The organism is Microbacterium yannicii, from assembly GCF_024055635.1.
Lineage (GTDB): Bacteria > Actinomycetota > Actinomycetes > Actinomycetales > Microbacteriaceae > Microbacterium > Microbacterium yannicii.
Map to the genome: position 1 here is coordinate 1 of NZ_JAMXMB010000035.1, position 17,439 is coordinate 17,439.

17 protein-coding genes are annotated in these 17,439 nt (G+C 70.4%); 6 read left to right on the forward strand and 11 right to left on the reverse strand.

What is annotated here, in order from left to right:
• Positions 1–234: 234 nt before the first annotated feature.
• Entirely contained in the window at positions 235–1,347 is a 1,113-nt protein-coding gene (locus NCG93_RS14190) for a 5-methyltetrahydropteroyltriglutamate--homocysteine S-methyltransferase (RefSeq protein WP_194412427.1), read from the forward strand.
• 173 nt (positions 1,348–1,520) lie between these two features.
• Here NCG93_RS14190 and NCG93_RS14195 read toward each other — a convergent pair whose 3' ends face one another.
• Genes NCG93_RS14195 through NCG93_RS14205 form a run of 3 tightly spaced genes read right to left on the reverse strand, consistent with a single transcriptional unit; the run spans position 1,521 to position 3,027 of the window.
• Positions 1,521–1,910: a hypothetical protein gene (locus tag NCG93_RS14195; protein WP_241741561.1), complete on the reverse strand. Its 390-nt coding sequence runs from the start codon at positions 1,908–1,910 to the stop codon at positions 1,521–1,523.
• A 29-nt stretch (positions 1,911–1,939) separates the two neighbouring features.
• Complete coding sequence (locus NCG93_RS14200) at positions 1,940–2,311, reverse strand: hypothetical protein (protein WP_241741562.1); 372 nt, start codon at positions 2,309–2,311, stop codon at positions 1,940–1,942.
• On the reverse strand, positions 2,308–3,027 hold the full coding sequence (locus NCG93_RS14205) for an ABC transporter ATP-binding protein (protein ID WP_194412428.1): 720 nt from the start codon (positions 3,025–3,027) through the stop codon (positions 2,308–2,310). Before NCG93_RS14205 ends, NCG93_RS14200 begins: the two co-directional genes overlap by 4 nt.
• 119 nt (positions 3,028–3,146) lie before the next feature.
• Here NCG93_RS14205 and NCG93_RS14210 point away from each other — a divergent pair, with 119 nt between their 5' ends.
• Entirely contained in the window at positions 3,147–3,695 is a 549-nt protein-coding gene (locus NCG93_RS14210) for a helix-turn-helix domain-containing protein (protein WP_194412429.1), read from the forward strand.
• Positions 3,696–4,088: 393 nt separating this feature from the next.
• Here the strand turns inward: NCG93_RS14210 and NCG93_RS14215 are convergent, their stop codons facing one another.
• The 4 genes from NCG93_RS14215 to NCG93_RS14230 all read right to left on the reverse strand — a co-directional run bounded on the left by NCG93_RS14215 (position 4,089) and on the right by NCG93_RS14230 (position 7,718).
• Positions 4,089–5,039, reverse strand: coding sequence for a VOC family protein (locus NCG93_RS14215; RefSeq protein WP_194412430.1), 951 nt, complete (start codon positions 5,037–5,039; stop codon positions 4,089–4,091).
• Between the two features lie 67 nt (positions 5,040–5,106).
• Entirely contained in the window at positions 5,107–6,219 is a 1,113-nt protein-coding gene (locus NCG93_RS14220; RefSeq protein WP_252787561.1) for a 4-oxalomesaconate tautomerase, read from the reverse strand.
• Positions 6,206–6,919 carry a 4-carboxy-4-hydroxy-2-oxoadipate aldolase/oxaloacetate decarboxylase gene (locus NCG93_RS14225; protein WP_194412431.1) on the reverse strand — a complete coding sequence of 238 codons (714 nt, stop codon included), beginning with the start codon at positions 6,917–6,919 and terminating at the stop codon, positions 6,206–6,208. The genes NCG93_RS14220 and NCG93_RS14225 overlap by 14 nt, the downstream gene beginning before the upstream one ends.
• A gap of 43 nt (positions 6,920–6,962) precedes the next feature.
• Entirely contained in the window at positions 6,963–7,718 is a 756-nt protein-coding gene (locus tag NCG93_RS14230; protein WP_194412432.1) for a PIG-L deacetylase family protein, read from the reverse strand.
• 147 nt (positions 7,719–7,865) lie between these two features.
• Between NCG93_RS14230 and ligM the strand changes: the two genes are divergently transcribed.
• Both ligM and NCG93_RS14240 read left to right on the forward strand, forming a co-directional pair.
• Positions 7,866–9,272 carry a vanillate/3-O-methylgallate O-demethylase gene (gene ligM, locus NCG93_RS14235; RefSeq protein ID WP_194412433.1) on the forward strand — a complete coding sequence of 469 codons (1,407 nt, stop codon included), beginning with the start codon at positions 7,866–7,868 and terminating at the stop codon, positions 9,270–9,272.
• A 295-nt stretch (positions 9,273–9,567) separates the two neighbouring features.
• On the forward strand, positions 9,568–10,428 hold the full coding sequence (locus NCG93_RS14240; RefSeq protein ID WP_194412434.1) for an IclR family transcriptional regulator: 861 nt from the start codon (positions 9,568–9,570) through the stop codon (positions 10,426–10,428).
• Positions 10,429–10,595: 167 nt separating this feature from the next.
• On the opposite strand, the gene NCG93_RS14245 is transcribed toward NCG93_RS14240, so the two are convergent.
• The 4 genes from NCG93_RS14245 to NCG93_RS14260 all read right to left on the reverse strand — a co-directional run bounded on the left by NCG93_RS14245 (position 10,596) and on the right by NCG93_RS14260 (position 15,660).
• Positions 10,596–12,236: a tannase/feruloyl esterase family alpha/beta hydrolase gene (locus NCG93_RS14245; protein ID WP_194412435.1), complete on the reverse strand. Its 1,641-nt coding sequence runs from the start codon at positions 12,234–12,236 to the stop codon at positions 10,596–10,598.
• Between the two features lie 153 nt (positions 12,237–12,389).
• The gene (locus NCG93_RS14250) at positions 12,390–13,181 is read right to left on the reverse strand and encodes an NAD(P)-dependent oxidoreductase (RefSeq protein WP_194412436.1); all 792 of its coding nucleotides are present in this window, start codon (positions 13,179–13,181) and stop codon (positions 12,390–12,392) included.
• An 11-nt stretch (positions 13,182–13,192) separates the two neighbouring features.
• Positions 13,193–14,122, reverse strand: coding sequence for an IclR family transcriptional regulator (locus NCG93_RS14255; RefSeq protein WP_194412437.1), 930 nt, complete (start codon positions 14,120–14,122; stop codon positions 13,193–13,195).
• A 152-nt stretch (positions 14,123–14,274) separates the two neighbouring features.
• Positions 14,275–15,660: an aminomethyl transferase family protein gene (locus NCG93_RS14260; RefSeq protein WP_194412438.1), complete on the reverse strand. Its 1,386-nt coding sequence runs from the start codon at positions 15,658–15,660 to the stop codon at positions 14,275–14,277.
• A 302-nt stretch (positions 15,661–15,962) separates the two neighbouring features.
• On the opposite strand from NCG93_RS14260, the gene NCG93_RS14265 reads away from it, so the two are divergent.
• Positions 15,963–16,742: an ABC transporter ATP-binding protein gene (locus NCG93_RS14265; protein WP_194412439.1), complete on the forward strand. Its 780-nt coding sequence runs from the start codon at positions 15,963–15,965 to the stop codon at positions 16,740–16,742.
• Positions 16,729–17,439: an ABC transporter ATP-binding protein gene (locus NCG93_RS14270; RefSeq protein WP_194412440.1), complete on the forward strand. Its 711-nt coding sequence runs from the start codon at positions 16,729–16,731 to the stop codon at positions 17,437–17,439. The genes NCG93_RS14265 and NCG93_RS14270 overlap by 14 nt, the downstream gene beginning before the upstream one ends.

A 17,439-nucleotide genomic window follows, 5' to 3' on the forward strand; every position in this document is an offset into this window, starting at 1 on the left:
CCGGTTGGCGGGGCTCGGAGGCCGATTGCTGACTGCGCAGGGACCGGTTGCTGGCGGCCTCGGGGGCCGGTTGCTGACTGCGCAGGGACCGGTTGCTGACTGCTTCGGAGGCCGGTTGCTGACTGCGCAGGGACCGGTTGCCGACCGCTGCAGGATCGGTTGCTGAGCCTGTCGAAGCACGTTCTGTGACGCGGGGTTTCCCTACGCGGGAAGGGATCGACTACCGTTGCGAGGGTGTCAACACCGCCGTTCCGCGCCGATATCGTCGGCAGCTTCCTCCGTCCCACCGAGCTCGCAGAGGCGCGTCGGCGCTTCGCGTCCGGCCAGATCGACGCTGATGCGCTGCGCATCGCGGAAGAGACGGCGATCGCCGAGCTCGTCGTGCGCGAGGCCGATGCCGGCCTGAAGCTCGCGACCGATGGGGAGTTCCGCCGCTCGTGGTGGCACTTCGACTTCTTCGGCCTGCTCGACGGCGTGGAGGTGGTCGAGCTCGATCACGGCATCCAGTTCCAGGGGGTGCAGACGCGGCCGCGGGGTCTCGAGATCAGCGGCAAGATCGGCTTCAGCGACACCCACCCGTTCCTCGACCACTTCCGCTCTCTCAAGAGCCTGCTGGAGCGCACGACGGGGGCGGTGCCGAAGTTCAGCATTCCGGCGCCGACGGTCCTCGACTTCCGCCTCGAACCCGGGCACATCGACGGCTCGGCGTACGACGGCCGCGACGACATCGTCGACGACCTCGTCCAGGCCTATCGCGATGCGGTGGCCGCGTTCTACGACGCCGGCGCCCGCTACCTGCAGTTCGACGACACCGCATGGGCCTACCTCTGCTCGGACGTCGAGCTCGAGAAGGCGCGGGAGCGCGGCATCCGCACCGACGGCATCGCCGAGCGGTACGCCGGCATCCTCAACCGCATCCTCGACGGCAAGCCCGACGACCTGACCGTCACGACTCACGTGTGCCGCGGCAACTTCCGCTCCACCTGGATCTCGTCGGGCGGCTACGAGCCGGTCGCCGAGCAGCTGCTGGGCAACACGGCGTACGACGGCTACTTCCTCGAGTACGACAGCGAGCGGGCCGGCGGCTTCGAGCCGCTCCGCTTCCTGCCGGAGGGCGACAAGACCGTCGTGCTCGGACTCATCACCTCCAAGAGCGGTGACCTCGAGGACGTGGATGCCGTCAAGCAGCGCATCGACGAGGCATCCGCGTTCGCCCCGCTCGAGCAGCTCGCCCTCAGCCCGCAGTGCGGCTTCGCGTCGACCGAGGAGGGCAACGTCCTCACCGAGGACGAGCAGTGGGCCAAGGTGCGCGAGGTCGTCGACATCGCCGCCGACGTCTGGCGCTGACCCGCGCTTCGTCTCGGTCGCTGGCGCTCCCTCGCTCAGCGACCGGGACATGGGTCTGCGCGCCGGACGTGCGCTTCGTCTCGGTCGCTGGCGCTCCCTCGCTCAGGGACCGAACCTTTCTCCCGGTCGCTGAGCGAGCGCCAGCGAGACGAAGCGTCAGACGACGCATCCGCTCAGCGCAGATCCCGGCGCAGGGGAGCGATGAGCGCCGCTCCCGCCGCGAGCAGCGCGTAGAGGACGAGGATCGCCGCCCCCAGGAGGGGTGAGGCGAGCGGTGCCGCGGTGAGCGAGGTCTGCTCGGCGATCGCGTCGGTGAGGAACGTGAAGCGTGTGAGCGACGCGGTGGCTCCGCCCGGCAGGATCGGGTAGAGCGCGTTCACGCCGGGGATCAGCATGAGGACGTGCTCGAGGAAGTAGAAGTATCCCAGCACGATCCCGATCGCGAGGAGCTGGTGGCGGGCGAGCGCGCCGATGCCGACTCCCAGCACCATATAGACAGCGGATGCCGCAGCCAGCTGCGCCAGCATCACCACGAGATGCTCGGTGCTGAGCCCGATGGTCACGCCGCGCAGGGCGGCGGCGCCGATCAGAGTCAGGCCCGCCGGACCGACGCGACGACGCCGTAGAGCAGCCCGAGCATCGTGTAGACCGCGAGCTTCGCGCCCAGGACCCGACCGCGTCGCGGGACGGCGAGGAATGTCGCGCCGATCGTGCGGTGGCGGTACTCGCTGGTGATCGCGACGGTGCCGATGAGCGCGGGGACGAAGAGCATCAGGGCGCCGAGCCCGACCACGAGGCCGGCGCCCTCGGCGGTGTCGATGCCGGGCATGGGAGTCGTCGAGTTCTCGGGTCCGATCAGCGCCAGAAGGCCGGTGATGCTGCCGGTGCAGACGGCGCCCAGGAGCGTCCACAGCGGCAGCCGGGTCGCGAAAAGGCGCACGAACTCGCCGTGGATCGCGTTCATCGCTGTGCGCCTTCCTGTGTGAGGTGAAGGAACGCCTCTTCGAGGGAGGGCCTCGTCGTGAGGACGTCGGCCAGCGCGCCCGACCAGGTGACTCGACCCCGGTCGATGAGCACCACGTCGTCGATGCTGTGTTCGAGGTCGTTGAGAAGATGGCTCGAGATCAGGACCGCACCGCCGGCGGCGGCGAACTGCCGCAGGAATCCACGCAGCCACACGACGCCCGCGGGGTCGAGGCCGTTGGAAGGCTCGTCCAGCACCAGGATTCGCGGCTCGCCGAGCAGTGCGGTCGCGAGCGACAGCCGCTGTCGCATGCCGGTGGAGAAGGTGCCGATCCGGCGGCCGGCGAAGCCCTCGGCGCCGACGGCGGCCAGCGCCGCGTCGACCCGCTCGCCCGGCAGCCCCGCGAGCGCAGCCATCGTGCGCAGGTGCGCGGACGCGGTCATCCGGGGGTGTGCGGACGCGATGTCGAGCACGGCGCCGACGGTGCGGACCGGGGCCGCGAGATCGCGATACCGCTGCCCGTCGATGAGGGCGGTTCCGCCATCCGGGCGGATGAGACCCAGCAGCATGCGCAGCGTCGTCGACTTGCCGGCTCCGTTCGGCCCGAGGAAGCCGGTGACACGTCCCGCGTGAACCGCGAAGCTCGCCTCGGTCACGGCGTCCACGGTGCCGAAGCGCTTGCTGAGACCCGTCACCTCGATCGCTGCATGCGTCATGCGCGCACCTCGCGCTCGGCTCCGGTCGATGTCCTGAGCATCTTCATCCGCGTACCCCGTTCGGTAGAATCGTTCCAATGCCGAGAACATTATCACGCTGATAACAATGAAAGGCCCGCATGGACGACTCCTCGATCGCCGACGTCGTGATGCATCCGGTGCGGTTGCGGATCATCCAGCAGCTCGGCGGTCGCAGTCTCACCACTGCGCAGCTGCGCGCCGCGCTGCCGGACATCACGCAGGCGACGCTGTACCGGCACGTCGCGACGCTCGTCGAATCCGGCATCCTGTCGGTCGTCGAGGAGCGCAAGGTGCGTGGGGCGGTGGAGCGCACGCTGGCGCTGGGTGACCGCATGGCCCACGTGGACCAGGCCGAGCTGCGCGCCATGAGCGATGCCCAGCTGCGCTCGGCGTTCCTCGCCTTCCTGGGCGACCTGTCGGCGGACTTCGACCGGTTCGTCGACAGCGAGGATGCGACGCTGCGAGACTTCGTCGGTTTCGGACGCGTTCCGCTCTATGTCGACGCTGCCGACCTCGCTGCCATCCAGGCCGGGCTCTCGGAGCTCCTCGCGCCGTACCTGTCGCAGACCGGCGACGATGGCCGCCGCCGGGTCAGCTTGGCGACGGTGCTCGTGCCGGAGCCCGAGCTGCCCTCAGCGGCCGACTGACTCATCCGCCCGTGACGCGGCGCGGCGGGCGGAGCCCGCGCTCTCACTCCGCCGACGTCTCGCGCTGACCCGCGCTTCGTCTCGGTCGCTGGCGCTCCCTCGCTCAGCGACCGAACCTGTCTCCCGGTCGCTGAGCGAGCGCCAGCAAGACGAAGCGTGGGACCATTGACCCGCGCTTCGTCTCGGTCGCTGGCGCTCCCTCGCTCAGCGACCGAACCTTTTCTCCCGGTCGCTGAGCGAGCGCCAGCGAGACGAAGCGTCGGACCATTGACCCGCGCTTCGTCTCGGTCGCTGGCGCTCCCTCGCTCAGCGACCGGGACATGGGTCTGCGCGCCGGACGTGCGCTTCGAACCTGTCTGCCGGTCGCTGAGCGAGCGCCAGCGAGACGAAGCGTCAGACCACGGGGGTGCCGTGGGTGTGGAAGGTCTCGATCGTCTTCATGCCCCACGCCTGACCCTTGCGGCGCTCGGCCTCGGACCACTCCACGACGGGCTGGTCGGGGTCGAGCAGCAGCCGGGCACCGGCGTTGGCGAACTCGATGCGGTTGCCGCCGGGCTCCCACACGTACAGGAAGAACGTCTGGTTGATGGCGTGCTTGTGCGGTCCGGACTCGATGTGGATGCCGTTCTCGAGGAAGATGTCGGCGGCCTTCAGGATGTCTTCGCGGGTGTCGGGGGCGAACGCGATGTGGTGCAGGCGGTTGCCGTGCTTCGTCCAGTCGTCGGAGTACACGACGTCGTACGACTTCAGTGAGAAGTGGAACCACCACGCCGCGAACTTGCCGCTGTCGAGGCGGATGCGCTCCGACTCCCGCATGCCGAGCGCGTCGCGCAGGAACGCGCCGTTCGCCTCGACGTCCTTCGCGAGGTAGTTGATGTGGTCGAGGCGGCGGGCGTTGACGCCCCGCCCCGGGAAGCGAGAGGCCTGGTTCTTGAGCGCAGGCCGGTCCTCATCCCCGGCGGCGTAGCGCTCCGCCTCGTAGAAGATCGCCATTGCGTGGCCGTCGGGGTCGGTGAACCCGTACGTCGGGCCGCAGCCCACGTCGCCCTCGGTCCATCCGGTGCCGTGCTCGCTCGCCTCGATGGCTGCGACGCGTCGCTCGAGCGCCTGCGGCGACGAGGCGCGGAACGACGTGCGTCCTACGCCCGCGGCATCCGATGCGGTGAGCTTGATCGTGTACAGCTGGTACTCGTCCCAGGTGCGCAGGTAGATCGAGTCGCCGTCCTCGGCGACGACGCGCATCGCGAGCAGCTCCTCGAAGAACCACCGGCTCTCCGCCGGCTTCGGGGTGAGCAGTTCGACGTGGGCGAGATGGGCGACGTCGAACGACGTGTCGGCGGTCATGGGGCGTCCTCTCTGACGGGTTCAGGTGCGGTCGGACGCTTCGACAGGCTCAGCGACCGGGTTGGGGTTACCGGCGCGGTCTCGGGAAGACCGTGCCGTCGAAGAGCTTGCGGGCGGTGCGGAGCGAGAACGAGGTCGCACGCCACGTGCCGTCGGCGTCGCGGGCGACGTCGACGCGCGACGGGAACGTGCCGCTGGGGTGCTCGACCGCCGTCTCGTCATCGGTGAGCGGGCCGGCGATGTCGTGCCCGACGGCGCCGGGGATCCGCAGTGCTGCGGCGACGGATGCCGCCATCAGTACGCCGATCGACGTGTGCACGCGCGTCGGGATGAAGGCGCGGGTCGAGATCGCGCCACCGGCGCGGGGCGGCGAGAGCAGAATCATCTTCGGCACCGTCTGCTCCGTGACGTCGCCGAGTCCCATGAGCGGACCGGCCGCGAGCCGGATGTGCTCGAGGCGGGCGGCCAGCTCGGCGTCGCCCTCGAGCGCAGCCGGCGACTCGGTGCCGACCACGCCGAACTCCTCGGCGCGCAGCAGTACCACCGGCATTCCGTTGTCGACGAGCGTGACGGTGTGGCCGTCGATCTCGTCGGACGCGTGGCCCGTGGGCAGGAGCGGCTTGTCCGCCCCGCCGCCGACTTCGAGCTCGATCGCGGCTGCCGCTCCCGGCACGCCGTCGATCGTCGCGTCACCGTCGTATTCGGGGCGCCCGTCGACAGTGGGGAACTCGGCGGTGGCGATGTCGCCGGTATTGAGCAGCCGGATGCGGACCGTTGTGCGCTCCCCGGTCGCCCGCACGAGACCGCGCTCGACCGCGAACGGCCCGATGCCGGCGAGGAGGTTGCCGCACGTCTGCGCGTCGCCGACGGTCGCGGCGTCGACGCCGATCTGCAGGAAGAGGTAGTCGACGTCGATCCCCTCGGCCGTCGAGGAAGACACGATCGCCACCTTGCTGGTGAGCGGGTGTGCGCCGCCGATGCCGTCGATCTGGCGCGGGTCGGGCGAGCCCATGATCCGCAGAAGCAGGTCGTCTCGCGCCGCGCGGTCGCTCGGCAGGTCCGTGGCGAGGAAGTAGGCGCCCTTCGACGTGCCGCCGCGCATCAGCAGGCAGTGGATGCCGTCGCGCACCGCCGCGCCCACCGACGGCCCGGTCACGGCCGCCGCGTCAGCCGTGTTCACGGTCCCGCGCCTCCCAGTCGGCCTGCGTGAGGTACTCGACGCCGAGCTCGCCCAGGAGCGGCCGCAGCCCCTTGCGGTCGAGGCTCAGATCGCCGCTGCGGTACGCCGCGCGGTCGGCCTCCTCCTTCGCGAGGCGCGCGTCGGCAGCGGCGAGCGCCGACTCTGCGCCGCGCCGGGGAACCCGCAGCACGCCGTCGTCGTCGGCGACGATGACGTCGCCGGGAGCGACCGTGACGGCACCGAGGATGATCGGCACGTTGACCGAGCCGGGCGTCGCCTTGACCGTGCCCTGTGCGAAGACGGCCGGCGACCACACCGGGAACCCCATCGCCCGGAGCTCCGCGACGTCACGCACCCCGGTGGTCGTGACGAGCCCGCGCACACCGCGGGCGTGCAGTGCCGTCGCGAACAGCTCGCCGAACGCCCCGTCGACCGAGGGGGAGGTCGTCGTCACCACGAGCACATCACCCGCGCGGCACTGCTCCACCGCGGCGTGGATCATGAGGTTGTCGCCCGGGTGGCTCAGCACGGTGACGGCGGTGCCGGCGATGCGCACGCCATCCTGGAGGGGACGGATGCCCGGACCCACGAGTCCCGTCCGGCCCATCGCCTCGTGCACCGTCGCGACACCGTGCACGCCGAGCCGGTCGGCGGTCGCCGCATCCGCGCGGACGATGTCGGTGACGATGACGGCGGTCACGGCATCCGTCCGTCCCGCACAGGGCACGCGCGAAAGGTCGCGCTCATGACAGGACCTGCGCGACCTGCGGGAAATGCCGCATGTACGCCTCGCCCATCGTGTCGTGGGGGAGGCCCAGGTTCGGGCCGGCGTTGCGCTTGAGCTGCACACCGCGGCGGACGGCGAGGTCGGTGTAGTACGACCACATGTGCTTCTGGGCGGGCAGGCACTCCATCGCCGCGCACTTGCGCGGGAACGCCTCAGTGATGTCGAGCAGCACGTTCGGCGTGAAGTCGCACTGCTCGGGCTGGTGCGGCTCGAAGAAGAAGACGGGCGGTGCGCCGATGATGTCGTCCTTCGCCGGGTACGACCCGTCGGAGTTCGCCACGCCGATCGCCTGCGCGAGTACCCGGGCTTCCAGCGCCATGCGCGCCGCGGCAGGGTGGTCGCCGTTGTACGGGTCGCGGAGGGTGTGCGTCAGGACGACGGTCGGCTGCACGCGTCGGTACAGATCGACCAGGCGCGAGACGGCCTCGCGCGACTCGACGAGCGGGTAGTCGCCCAGGTCGAGGAACTCGATCTCTGCTCCGAGAGCGGATGCCGCTGCCTCGGCCTCGTCGCGGCGGATGCGCTTGATCTCGTCCAGCGATTTGCCGTCGAGCCATTGGCTGGCCGACTCGCCGCGCTCGCCGTACGACAGGCAGGCGACCACCGCGCGCTCGCCGCGGAGGGCCGCGGCGGCGATCGCGCCGCCCGCCCGCCAGACGAAGTCGCCGGCGTGGGCGCTGACGACGAGGAGCGTGTCGGCAGGGGCTGTCATGGGGCCAGCGAATCACACCCATGGCGAAATGGTCAACAAATTGTCTACAATCGTGGCGACCAAATACCTCTGGACGTAGGTATAGCGGACACGTAGCATCGCGCTCAGGTCACCCCGGAAACACTGGACGAGGAAGTCGAGGAACTCATGGCGAGCAATCTGCAGGAGCTCATGAACGAACGGGGGAGTGTGGTCGAGATGCTGCGGAACTCGCAGCTCGGCACCTACATCTATCCCGTCGTGCCCGCGGAGTTCACGAACTGGCGCCGCGAGCAGAAGGCGTGGCGCGAGACGGCGGTGCTCTACGACCAGACGCACCACATGGTGAACTTCTTCATGACCGGTCCCGACGCGCTCACGCTGCTGTCGGACACCGGCATCAACTCGTTCGCCAACTTCCCGGTGAACACGGCCAAGCAGTTCGTGCCGACCTCGTCGACCGGCGGGGTCATCGGCGACGGCATCCTGTTCCACCTGGCCGAGAACGAGTACGTCTACGTGGGCCGCGCGCCCGGCGCCAACTGGCTGCAGTTCCACGCCGAGACCGGCGGCTACGACGTCGAGACCCGCTACGACGACCGGTCGCCGTCGCGGCCCTACGGCGAGGCGGTGACGCGGGAGTTCTATCGCTTCCAGATCCAGGGCCCGAACGCCTGGCAGATCATCGAGAAGCTCGCGGGCCGCGAAGTCGAGCAGGTGCGGTTCTTCCACATGGGCGAACTCGAGATCGCGGGCGCGCACGTGCGCACGCTCCGCCACGGCATGGCCGGCGCTCCCGGTCTCGAGATCTGGGGACCGTACGAGCAGCACGGCCGGATCCGTGATGCCGTGCTCGAGGCGGGAAGGGAGTTCGGCATCGAGCCGTGCGGTTCGCGCGCGTACTCGTCGAACACCCTCGAGTCGGGGTGGATCCCGTCGCCGCTTCCCGCGATCTACACCGGCGGCGACATCGAGCGGCGCTACCGCGAGTGGCTGCCGGCGAGCAGCTACGAGGCGATCAACGCCCTCGCCGGATCGTTCGTGTCGGACGACATCGAGGACTACTACCTGAACCCGTGGGATCTCGGCTACGGCTCGTTCGTGAAGTTCGACCACGACTTCATCGGCCGTGAGGCCCTCGAGCAGGTCGATCCCGAGGCGCAGCGCAAGAAGGTCACGCTCGCGTGGAACGACGAGGACCTCGGGCGCATCCTCACCAGCGTCCTCGACCGTGAAGGCCCGGGGTACCAGTTCTTCGACCTGCCGAACGCGAACTACGGCTCGTCGAACTACGACGCCGTGATCGACGCGGACGGCAGCACGGTCGGGCTGTCGCTCTTCACCGGCGTCACCGCCAACGAGAGGCGCGGCCTGTCGCTGGCGACGGTCGACCGCGACGTGCCGATCGGCGCCGAGGTGCGTGTGGTGTGGGGCGAGCCCGACGGCGGCTCGCGCAAGACCACCGTCGAGCCCCACGAGCAGATCGCGGTGCGTGCGGTCGTGAGCCCGGTGCCCTACGCCGAGACGGTGCGGCAGGAGTATCACGGCGGCTGGCGCACGGCCGGAGCGGCCTGAGCTGCCGAGCAGGGGTTCCGGTCCCTGAGGTGGTCTCCGGTCCCTGAGGTGGTCTTCGGTCCCTGAGGTGGTCTTCGGTCCCTGAGGTGGGTCCCGGTCCCTGAGCTTGTCGAAGGGCGCTTCGACAGGCTCAGCGACCCAGGCGCTTCGACAGGCTCAGCGACCCAGGCGCTTCGACAGGCTCAGCGACCCAGGCGCTTCGACAGGCTCAGCGACCGGGGCGCTTCGACAGGCTCAGCGACTCGGCAGCGACCTGTGGCCCCGGCATCCGTCCCCCACCCGAAGGAGGTTCGACGTGGCACGCGGCTCGGACGGCGAGTCCGTCCTGCACAAGCATCTGCGGGTGCTGCAGGCGTTCGACGTGCTGCGCCCGTTCCTCACGCTGACCGAGATCGTGGAGACGACCGGCCTCGCGGTGTCGACCACCCACCGCCTCGTCGCCGAGCTCGAGCGCGAGGGCCTGCTGGAGCGGATGCCGGACCGCTCGTACCGGCTCGGCATCCGGTTGTGGGAGTTCGCGTCGCGGACGCCCGGGGCACTCGGCCTCCGGGAACTCGCCCGCCCGTGGCTGGAGGCCGTGCACTCGCGCGTGCGTCAGCACACCCAGCTCGGGGTGCGCAGCGGGCGGGACGTGCTCTTCATCGAGCGCCTCTCGACCCGGGAGGCGGTGGTCAATGCCACCGTGATCGGCGGGCGCGTGCCGCTGCCGGTCAGCTCGAGCGGGCTGGTGCTGCTCGCCCACTCCGAGCCGGGCGTCGTGGCGGAGGTCATCGCGGCGGGCTGGCCGGCGTACACGTCGGCGACCATACGCACCGGGGAGGAACTTCGGGCGCGGCTGCGCCGCGTGCGGGCGGACGGGTTCGCCGTCACCGACGGGCACATCCATCGCGAGTCGCGGGGCATCGCCGTGCCGGTCCTCGATGCCCACGGCCTGGTGCACGCGTCGCTGGGCGTCGTCGTGCCGAACGACGGCACGTCGCCGCAGGCGGCGGTGGAGCTGCTGACCGTCGCGGCAGCCGGCATCTCACGTGCGCTCGAGGCGGCGGGCGGCGCAGGCGCGCAGGGCATGCGCACCCTCGCCAGCACCTCGCGGAGATCGATGGACTACTTCTCATCGCTCGACGCCCACACCCTGCCGTCGGCGACCGCCGGCTGAGCGCGGAGCGGCGTCGGCCGGGGCGTTCGAGGGTCGCGAAGCGCTGCTTCGGGGTGCCGGTGACGGCGTGTCGTGACACCTGAGCTGCGAGCGACCTCACCCGCCGAAGGCCCGGGCATCGGAGGATGCCCGGGCCTTCGCCCGTCATGACGAGACGGGGTGCGAGGTCAGCCGGTCACGCAGGTGTACGAGCTCGCGTCGTCGATCGATCCGGAGCCCGAGTACTCCGGCCAGGCCGGGTACTCGCACATCGGGCGGGTGCGGTCGGCGCCCGCGTTGCCGTCGCTCGCGACGAGGCCGGACGGGGCGACGCCCTGCTCGACCCAGGCGACGATGGCGTCGAGCCCGTCGTACTGCGCCAGGAACCGGCCCTGGCCGTGACCCCAGCCGGGGACCATGTAGAACTTCGCGAACCTGTCGAGGCGCTTGCCGAACTCGTCCTGCAGCGACTCCCAGTACTGCACGGTGTTGTGCGGCGTGATGAAGTCGTCGATGGTGCCGTGCGTCAGGATGATCTTGCCCCCGTGTGCGCGGAACCGGTTGAGCGAGACATCCGTCACATCCATGATCTCGCCCACTTCCTGCACGCGGTCGGCGTAGTCCAGTGGATCGACCGTGTACGGGTCGAAGCCGGGAGGATTCCCCGCGACGCCGTACCGCATCGTGGCCTCGAACACGGCGAACTGCAGCCCCTGCGCCTGGGCGCTGGTGCCGAAGCCCGCGAACCCCTGGTACAGGGCCCCTTCGAGGAGCGCACTCCTCGCGAAGATCGAGTTGCCCTCGACGTCGATTCCCAGGTCGTAGTCCGTGCTGATCTTCACCGCGGCCGCGATCTCGACGTCCGAGAGGCAGGTGTCGACGGCGGCGGCATCCACTCCTGCGGGGCAGGCGAGCGACTGGATGTCGAACGCCGCGTCGCAGCCGGCGACATCGCTGATGATCCCGTCCACCGCGCCGTCGAGCCCGTCGCAGGTGGCGTAGACCGCGTTGGTGATCGTCGCCGTCTCTGCGGAGTTGAGGTGCCCGGCGCCGCCCTCGAGCTGCAGCGCGTCGCGGAAGTTCACCGCGCCCACGTGCATCATCGTGACGTTGTAGGCCGGATAGTTCGCGATGACGCCGTCGTAGTCCTTGGGATAGCGCGCCGCCGCGTCGAGGGCCTCGTGGCCGCCTTGGGAGCCGCCGATGAAGTAGGACCACTCGGGGTCGGTGCCGTAGGCCGCCTGGATCACGACTGCGGCGGCATCGTGCGCCTTCTTGACCGACCACTGCCCGTAATTGAGGAACAGCTCCTCGTCGAGCTGGAAGGTGCCGTCGAACCCGGGCGCCCCCTGGTGCCCGCCGTCGGAGCCGAGCGTGACCCAGCCCTGCGCCAGCGCCGTGGGGGTGCCGGCCGGCTGAGCGGTGTAGGCGCCGGTCGCGGTGACCAGGGATCCGTCGAAGCCGCCGCCGCCGAACTGCAGGGTGCGCTCGTTCCAGACGGCCGGAAGGTTGACCTGGAACTGCATGTCCTGCGGGGCCGATACCGCGCGGATCCAACCGGTCACGGCGCAATAGCTGCCGGCGGCATCCCACACCGCCGTCTCGACGTCGGCGCCGCTGGTCGGCAGTCCGATCTTCTTCGCGGCGATCGTGAGGCCGGCGAGCGACGCGCACTCGGATGCCGTGAGGGTGGCCGGGCCCGTGTGCCGGCCGCTGGGACCGCCGGAGCCGCCCGGCGCTGCCGTGGCCGACGTGACGCCGGCCGTGAGGACGAGAGCTGCGGCGATGCCCAGCGACACCGCTGACAGCCGCCTGAACGTGGATTTCATCGACGCTCCTTCGCGTTGTGAACCCGCCGTCGCCGTGGGGCCGGCGCCGTGCGTGTGGCGAGGATGCCATCCGCGCGCGCGGGCGGCAACGGCGCTTCCGTCCAATGCGCTTCGTCGTTGTGCCGGGCGGACGATCCGAGTATGTTGTCGCGCTTAGTCGTGGTCGAGAGCGCGTTCGCGCTCGGCGACGAGCCGCTCGAACCATGCCAGTGTCGCGCGGGTCATGTCGGTGGGCTGCCCCGACGACTCGAGTGCCGCCAGGGCGGCGCGCACCTCGTGCTCGCGGCGCACGGCGTGCACGGTCGAGCCGTCGACGAGCCGCTCGACGAGCGCGGCGCCGTCAGGGCCCAGCTCGTCCGCCATCTGCCCCCGCAGCCACTCCTCGGCGCCGGCGGCGCGCGCGGCACCGAGTCCCTCGAGCACGAGCGCCGCCAGTCCCTTCATGAACACGCTCCGCAGCAGCCGCAGGCGCGCGGCTTCGCCCGCGTCGCCGTCGATGACCTCGACCGGCACCTCGAACGGCGCCACGCGCTCGGCGAACGCCCGTGCTCCGGGTCCGCTCGCGAGCAGCGGCGTCCGGTGCCCGGCGCGCACCACGGGTGCCAGCACCGCGACGTCGGCCATGGCCAGTCCGCGGTCGGCCGCGAGGCGGGCGATGCGCTGCTTCAGGTCGGGGGCGGCGGTGTTGAGGTCGGCGTAGACGGCCCCCGCGGCGATGTGCGGCAGTGCCTCTCGGGCGACGGATGCCGCGGCATGCCCCGTGACCAGACTCAGGGCCACGTCGGCCCCGGCGACGGCGTCGGCCATCGTGGCGAACTGCGGCACGTCGGGGTCGCCGAGGTCATGGGCGGGGTCGAAGGCGCGGATTTCGGCTCCCGCATGCGCCAGGCCGCGGGCGTAACGACGGCCGGCCTCACCGAGGCCGAGGATCGCGATCGTCGTCATGGCCGCCAACCCTAGAGCACCGGCGCAGACCCGAGGGCCCGGCCCCTGGCGGGCTCGGCTGTACCGGGAGCGGCTGGCGTGCCGGCGTCGTGCGGGTCGGTGTCGAGGCTCTCGAGGTACTCGAGCGAGCGGCGCGACCCGCTGACGAGCGAGCGGATGCCGTGGGTCCGCTCGTCGACGTCGGGTCGGTACGCGACAGCGAGCTCGCGCGCGATGCCGGCGGCCGCGCGGCGCAGCAGCTCGGCGTACGCGTGGGTCGAGGCGCCGTCGTTGGGCACCACCACGCCGATCGCGGCGTAGACGGTGCCGCCCGGTCCCGTCACGGGCACCGCGATCCCTCGGGACTCGGGGTGGATGGCGCCCTCCGTCACCGCGTACCCGTCCTCGCGGACCCGCCGCAGCTGAGCGCGCAGCTCCGTGCCCGTGCGGATCGTGTTCTCGGTGTACGGTCGCAGCCCACGCGCGATCACGTCGTTCACGAGGGCGTTGTCCGCGTACGCCAGCAGGACGAGACCGCTGGACGACGCGTGCAGCGGGATGCGGCCGCCGATGAGCGTCGCGTTCACGACGGCCTCGCGTGTCGACATCCGGTCGATGAAGAGGACGTCGCGCCCGCTCAGCACGCCGAGCTGCGCGTGCTGGCGCACCCGCTCGTGGACGGCGCCGAGCCACGGCCGCGCGATCTCGCGGAGGCCGACCGCGCCCGGCGTGCGGCTGGCGAACTCCCACAGCCGCACGCCGAGGCGGTACGTGCGGTCCGGGAGTCGCTCGAGCAGACCCTCGCGCTCGAGCTCCGCGATCAGCCGGTGAGCGCTCGAGCGGGGCACGCCCGCGGCATCCGCGATCTCGCTGAGGGTGAGGAACGGATGCCACGCGTCGAAGCTCTCGAGCACGCGCAGGTGCCGGTGCAGGACCGACTCGCCCGCAGATCCTCGTGCCACGGCATCCTCCTCGATGACGCCGCCATCGTAACTCCCCACGCTCCGGGGTTTCCGTTGAGCGGAACCGCCCCCTCGTTGACTTGCCCCACATGCACGCGACACGCCGTGCGCGCTGTACATCTGGGGCAAGTCAACTCCGCTTGCGAAGCGACTCAGGCGTTCGCGCGATACACCGTCCGGGCGTAGTCGTGGTACGGCGCGGGGGCGACGGTCGCGCGGATCCGCACCTGCCGGTGGTCGGCGTCGACGGAGTCCTTCTGCGAGATCGGATCCTCGCCCCACACGATCTCGACCTCGTCGCCGTCGCGCAGCGCCATGTCCAGGGTGGCGAGCGACATGTAGAGCTGGTCGTACGCCACATAGCCGGCATCCGTCGAGATGCCCACGCGCTCGCCGTCCTTCAGGATCTCGTCCATCTGGTACAGCCCGTAGCGCGCCTTGGGGAAGTCGAGGTACTTCGCGGGCGTGCCCGGCTCGACCTGCGAGCGCACGACCGCCGCGACGTCGTCGGCGTTCCAGAGCAGCGTGACTTTGCGGCGGCGCTGGTTCTCGGCGTGCTTCTCGAGCGCCTCCCGTCCGTGGAAGTCGTGGTCGAAGCGCACCGAGCGCCCGAGTCCGATGTCGAACGGCGTCATGTAGAACTCGTGGACGTCGGCCGAGTACAGGGAGCCGGCGACCGAGCCGATGCGCGCGGCGGGCAGCCAGGCGCGGTACTCGGCGAAGTCGTCGTCGAACACCGCAGGGAAGGGCGTCGGCACCCACCCCGACTCGAGCGGCGACGACGAATAGGCCTTCGCGCCGACCCGGCGGATGTCGTGCTCGGCGCCCGCCTCCATCAGCGCGTTCAGGACGATCTCGTTGTCCTCCCACGGTCCGTAGAACTCGAACCCCGGCTGCCCGGCCATGCCGTGGCGCAGCGCTTTGACCGGCCGTCCGGCGATCTCCACGTCGCCGATGTGGAAGAACTTGATGTCGGGCGCCGGTCCGCCGAACACCTTCTCCATCACCAGGTCGGCGTGAGGACCCTGCAGCTCGTAGCGGTAGAACGTCGGCGGTCCCTGGCGCATGTGCGAGTTCGCCTCGAGGCGGTAGCGGACGTCCTTGCCGGCATCCTGCGCCTTCTCGATGTTGAAGCGCACCCAGTCGATGAGGATGTGATGCCCGATGAGCACGAGCCCCTCGGGCCCCTCGGAGTTGTAGAACAGGATGCCGTCGCCGATGAGGTAGCCGTCCTGGTTTACCGAGATCAGCTGCTTCGCGACCCCCGGGCGGAACGTCGCGAACGTGTTCGGCGAGATCGAGCTGAGGAGCGGGATCAGGTCGGCGCCGTCCAGGAACAGCTGCGTCATGTGGTGCGACTGGTCCATGAGGGCCACCGAGGTGTTCCACGCCCGCTGCTCGTCGCGCCAGTTCGTGAACTCCGGTGCGACCGGGAATGTGAACGCCGGCCAGTTCTGGTTGCGCAGCAGCTCCACCGGGCTGCCGGCGCGTTCGATCGCCTGGGCGAGTGTCTCTGCTGCGGTATCGGTCGCGGTCATCGTCGACCCTCCTTCGTTGTTGCGGAAGCTGCGGTCAGCGTAGGAGCGCGTCGACGCAAGGGCGTCAGCCAGTTCCGTTGAGTGGAAACGGATGCCGCGGGCGGACGCTCCGCGCGTCACGATCGAGTCGCAAGGTCACGGTCGCGGAACTTCACACCAAAATCGTTGACAATCTCGACGCACCTCCGTAGTTTCCCAACAGGGGAGGACTCGAGTCCCCAGTACGACCGCGACGACGCGAGATGCGAAAGCGCGATGACGCGACAGTGCGCAAAGCAGGGCGATGGGCGAAAGGTGGAGCGATGGGCGCTCGGCTCGAAGTCCGTGATGTCAGCCTCCAGTTCGGCGGCGTCAAGGTGCTCGAAGACGTCAGCTTCACGGTGGAGGCCGGACAGATCTTCGGTCTCGTCGGGCCCAACGGCGCCGGCAAGACGTCGCTCTTCAACTGCGTCAGCGGGCACTACCGGCCGAGCGCGGGCTCGATCACGATCGACGGCGACGAGGTGCTCGGCTCGCCGCCCGCCACGCTCGCCCGCCATGGACTCGCCCGCACGTTCCAGCACCCGGCGCTACAGCTGCGCGAGACCGTGCTCGAGAACGTGCTGCTCGGCGCCCACAGCCGGCTGCCGGGCGGGCCGGTGGAGTGGTCGCTGCGTCTGCCGCGCACGGTGCGGTCCGAGAAGACGCTGCGTCAGGAGGCGCTCGACCTCCTCGACAGCCACGGCCTGGGCTGGGCGGCGAAGACGCGTGCCGACGAGCTCTCACACGGACTGCACAAGGGCGTCGAGCTGTGCCGGGCCCTCCTCATGAAGCCCCGGCTGCTGCTGCTCGACGAGCCCGCCGCGGGCCTGCCCCACTCCGAGGTCGAGCAGCTCATCCAGACGGTCCGTCGCGTCCGCGACGACGACATCACTGTGGTGATCGTCGAGCACAACATGGGCCTCATCTCCGCCCTCACCGACCGCGTCGTCGTGCTCGACCACGGCCGCAAGCTCATGGAGGGCTCGGCCGCCGAGGCCCAGTCCGACCCGAGGGTCATCGAGGCGTATCTCGGAAAGGACGCGGTCGATGACGCTGCTTGAGCTCGCCGACGTCCGGGCGTTCTACGGACGCGTACAGGTGCTCGAGGGTGTGTCGCTGACCGTGCCCGACGGCGGCGCGGTGGGCATCCTCGGTGCCAACGGCGCCGGCAAGACGACGACCCTGCGCGCGGTGTCGGGCACCGTCCGCTCGACGGGCACCATCCGATTCGACGGCAAGGAGCTCCGCGGCCTCCGCCCCGACCAGGTGGCGGCGCTCGGCATCGCCCACGTGCCGGAGGGACGCGGCACGCTGTCCGACCTCACGGTGCGCGAGAACCTGCGGGTCGGGGCCTACCGCCGCAAGGACGCCAAAGGCATCCGCACCGACATCGACTACTGCCTCGACCTGTTCCCGCAGCTGCAGGACCGCGTCCGCTCCGCCGGCTCAGCGCTGTCGGGCGGCGAGCAGCAGATGCTGGCGATCGCCCGCGCGATCATGTCGAAGCCGCGGCTGCTCCTTCTGGACGAGGCATCCCTCGGCCTCGCCCCGAGCACGGCCAAGGCCGTGTACCAGGCGATCGGCCGGCTGCGCAGCGAGTCGGGCATCGCGATGGTCGTGGTCGAGCAGAACGCCAACCTCGCCTTCACGCTCGTCGACAGCGCCATCGTGCTCGAGACCGGGCGCAGCGTCCTGACCGGCTCGACGGCGGAGCTCAAGGGCATGGACGAGATCCGCCGCGCGTACCTGGGAGGCTGA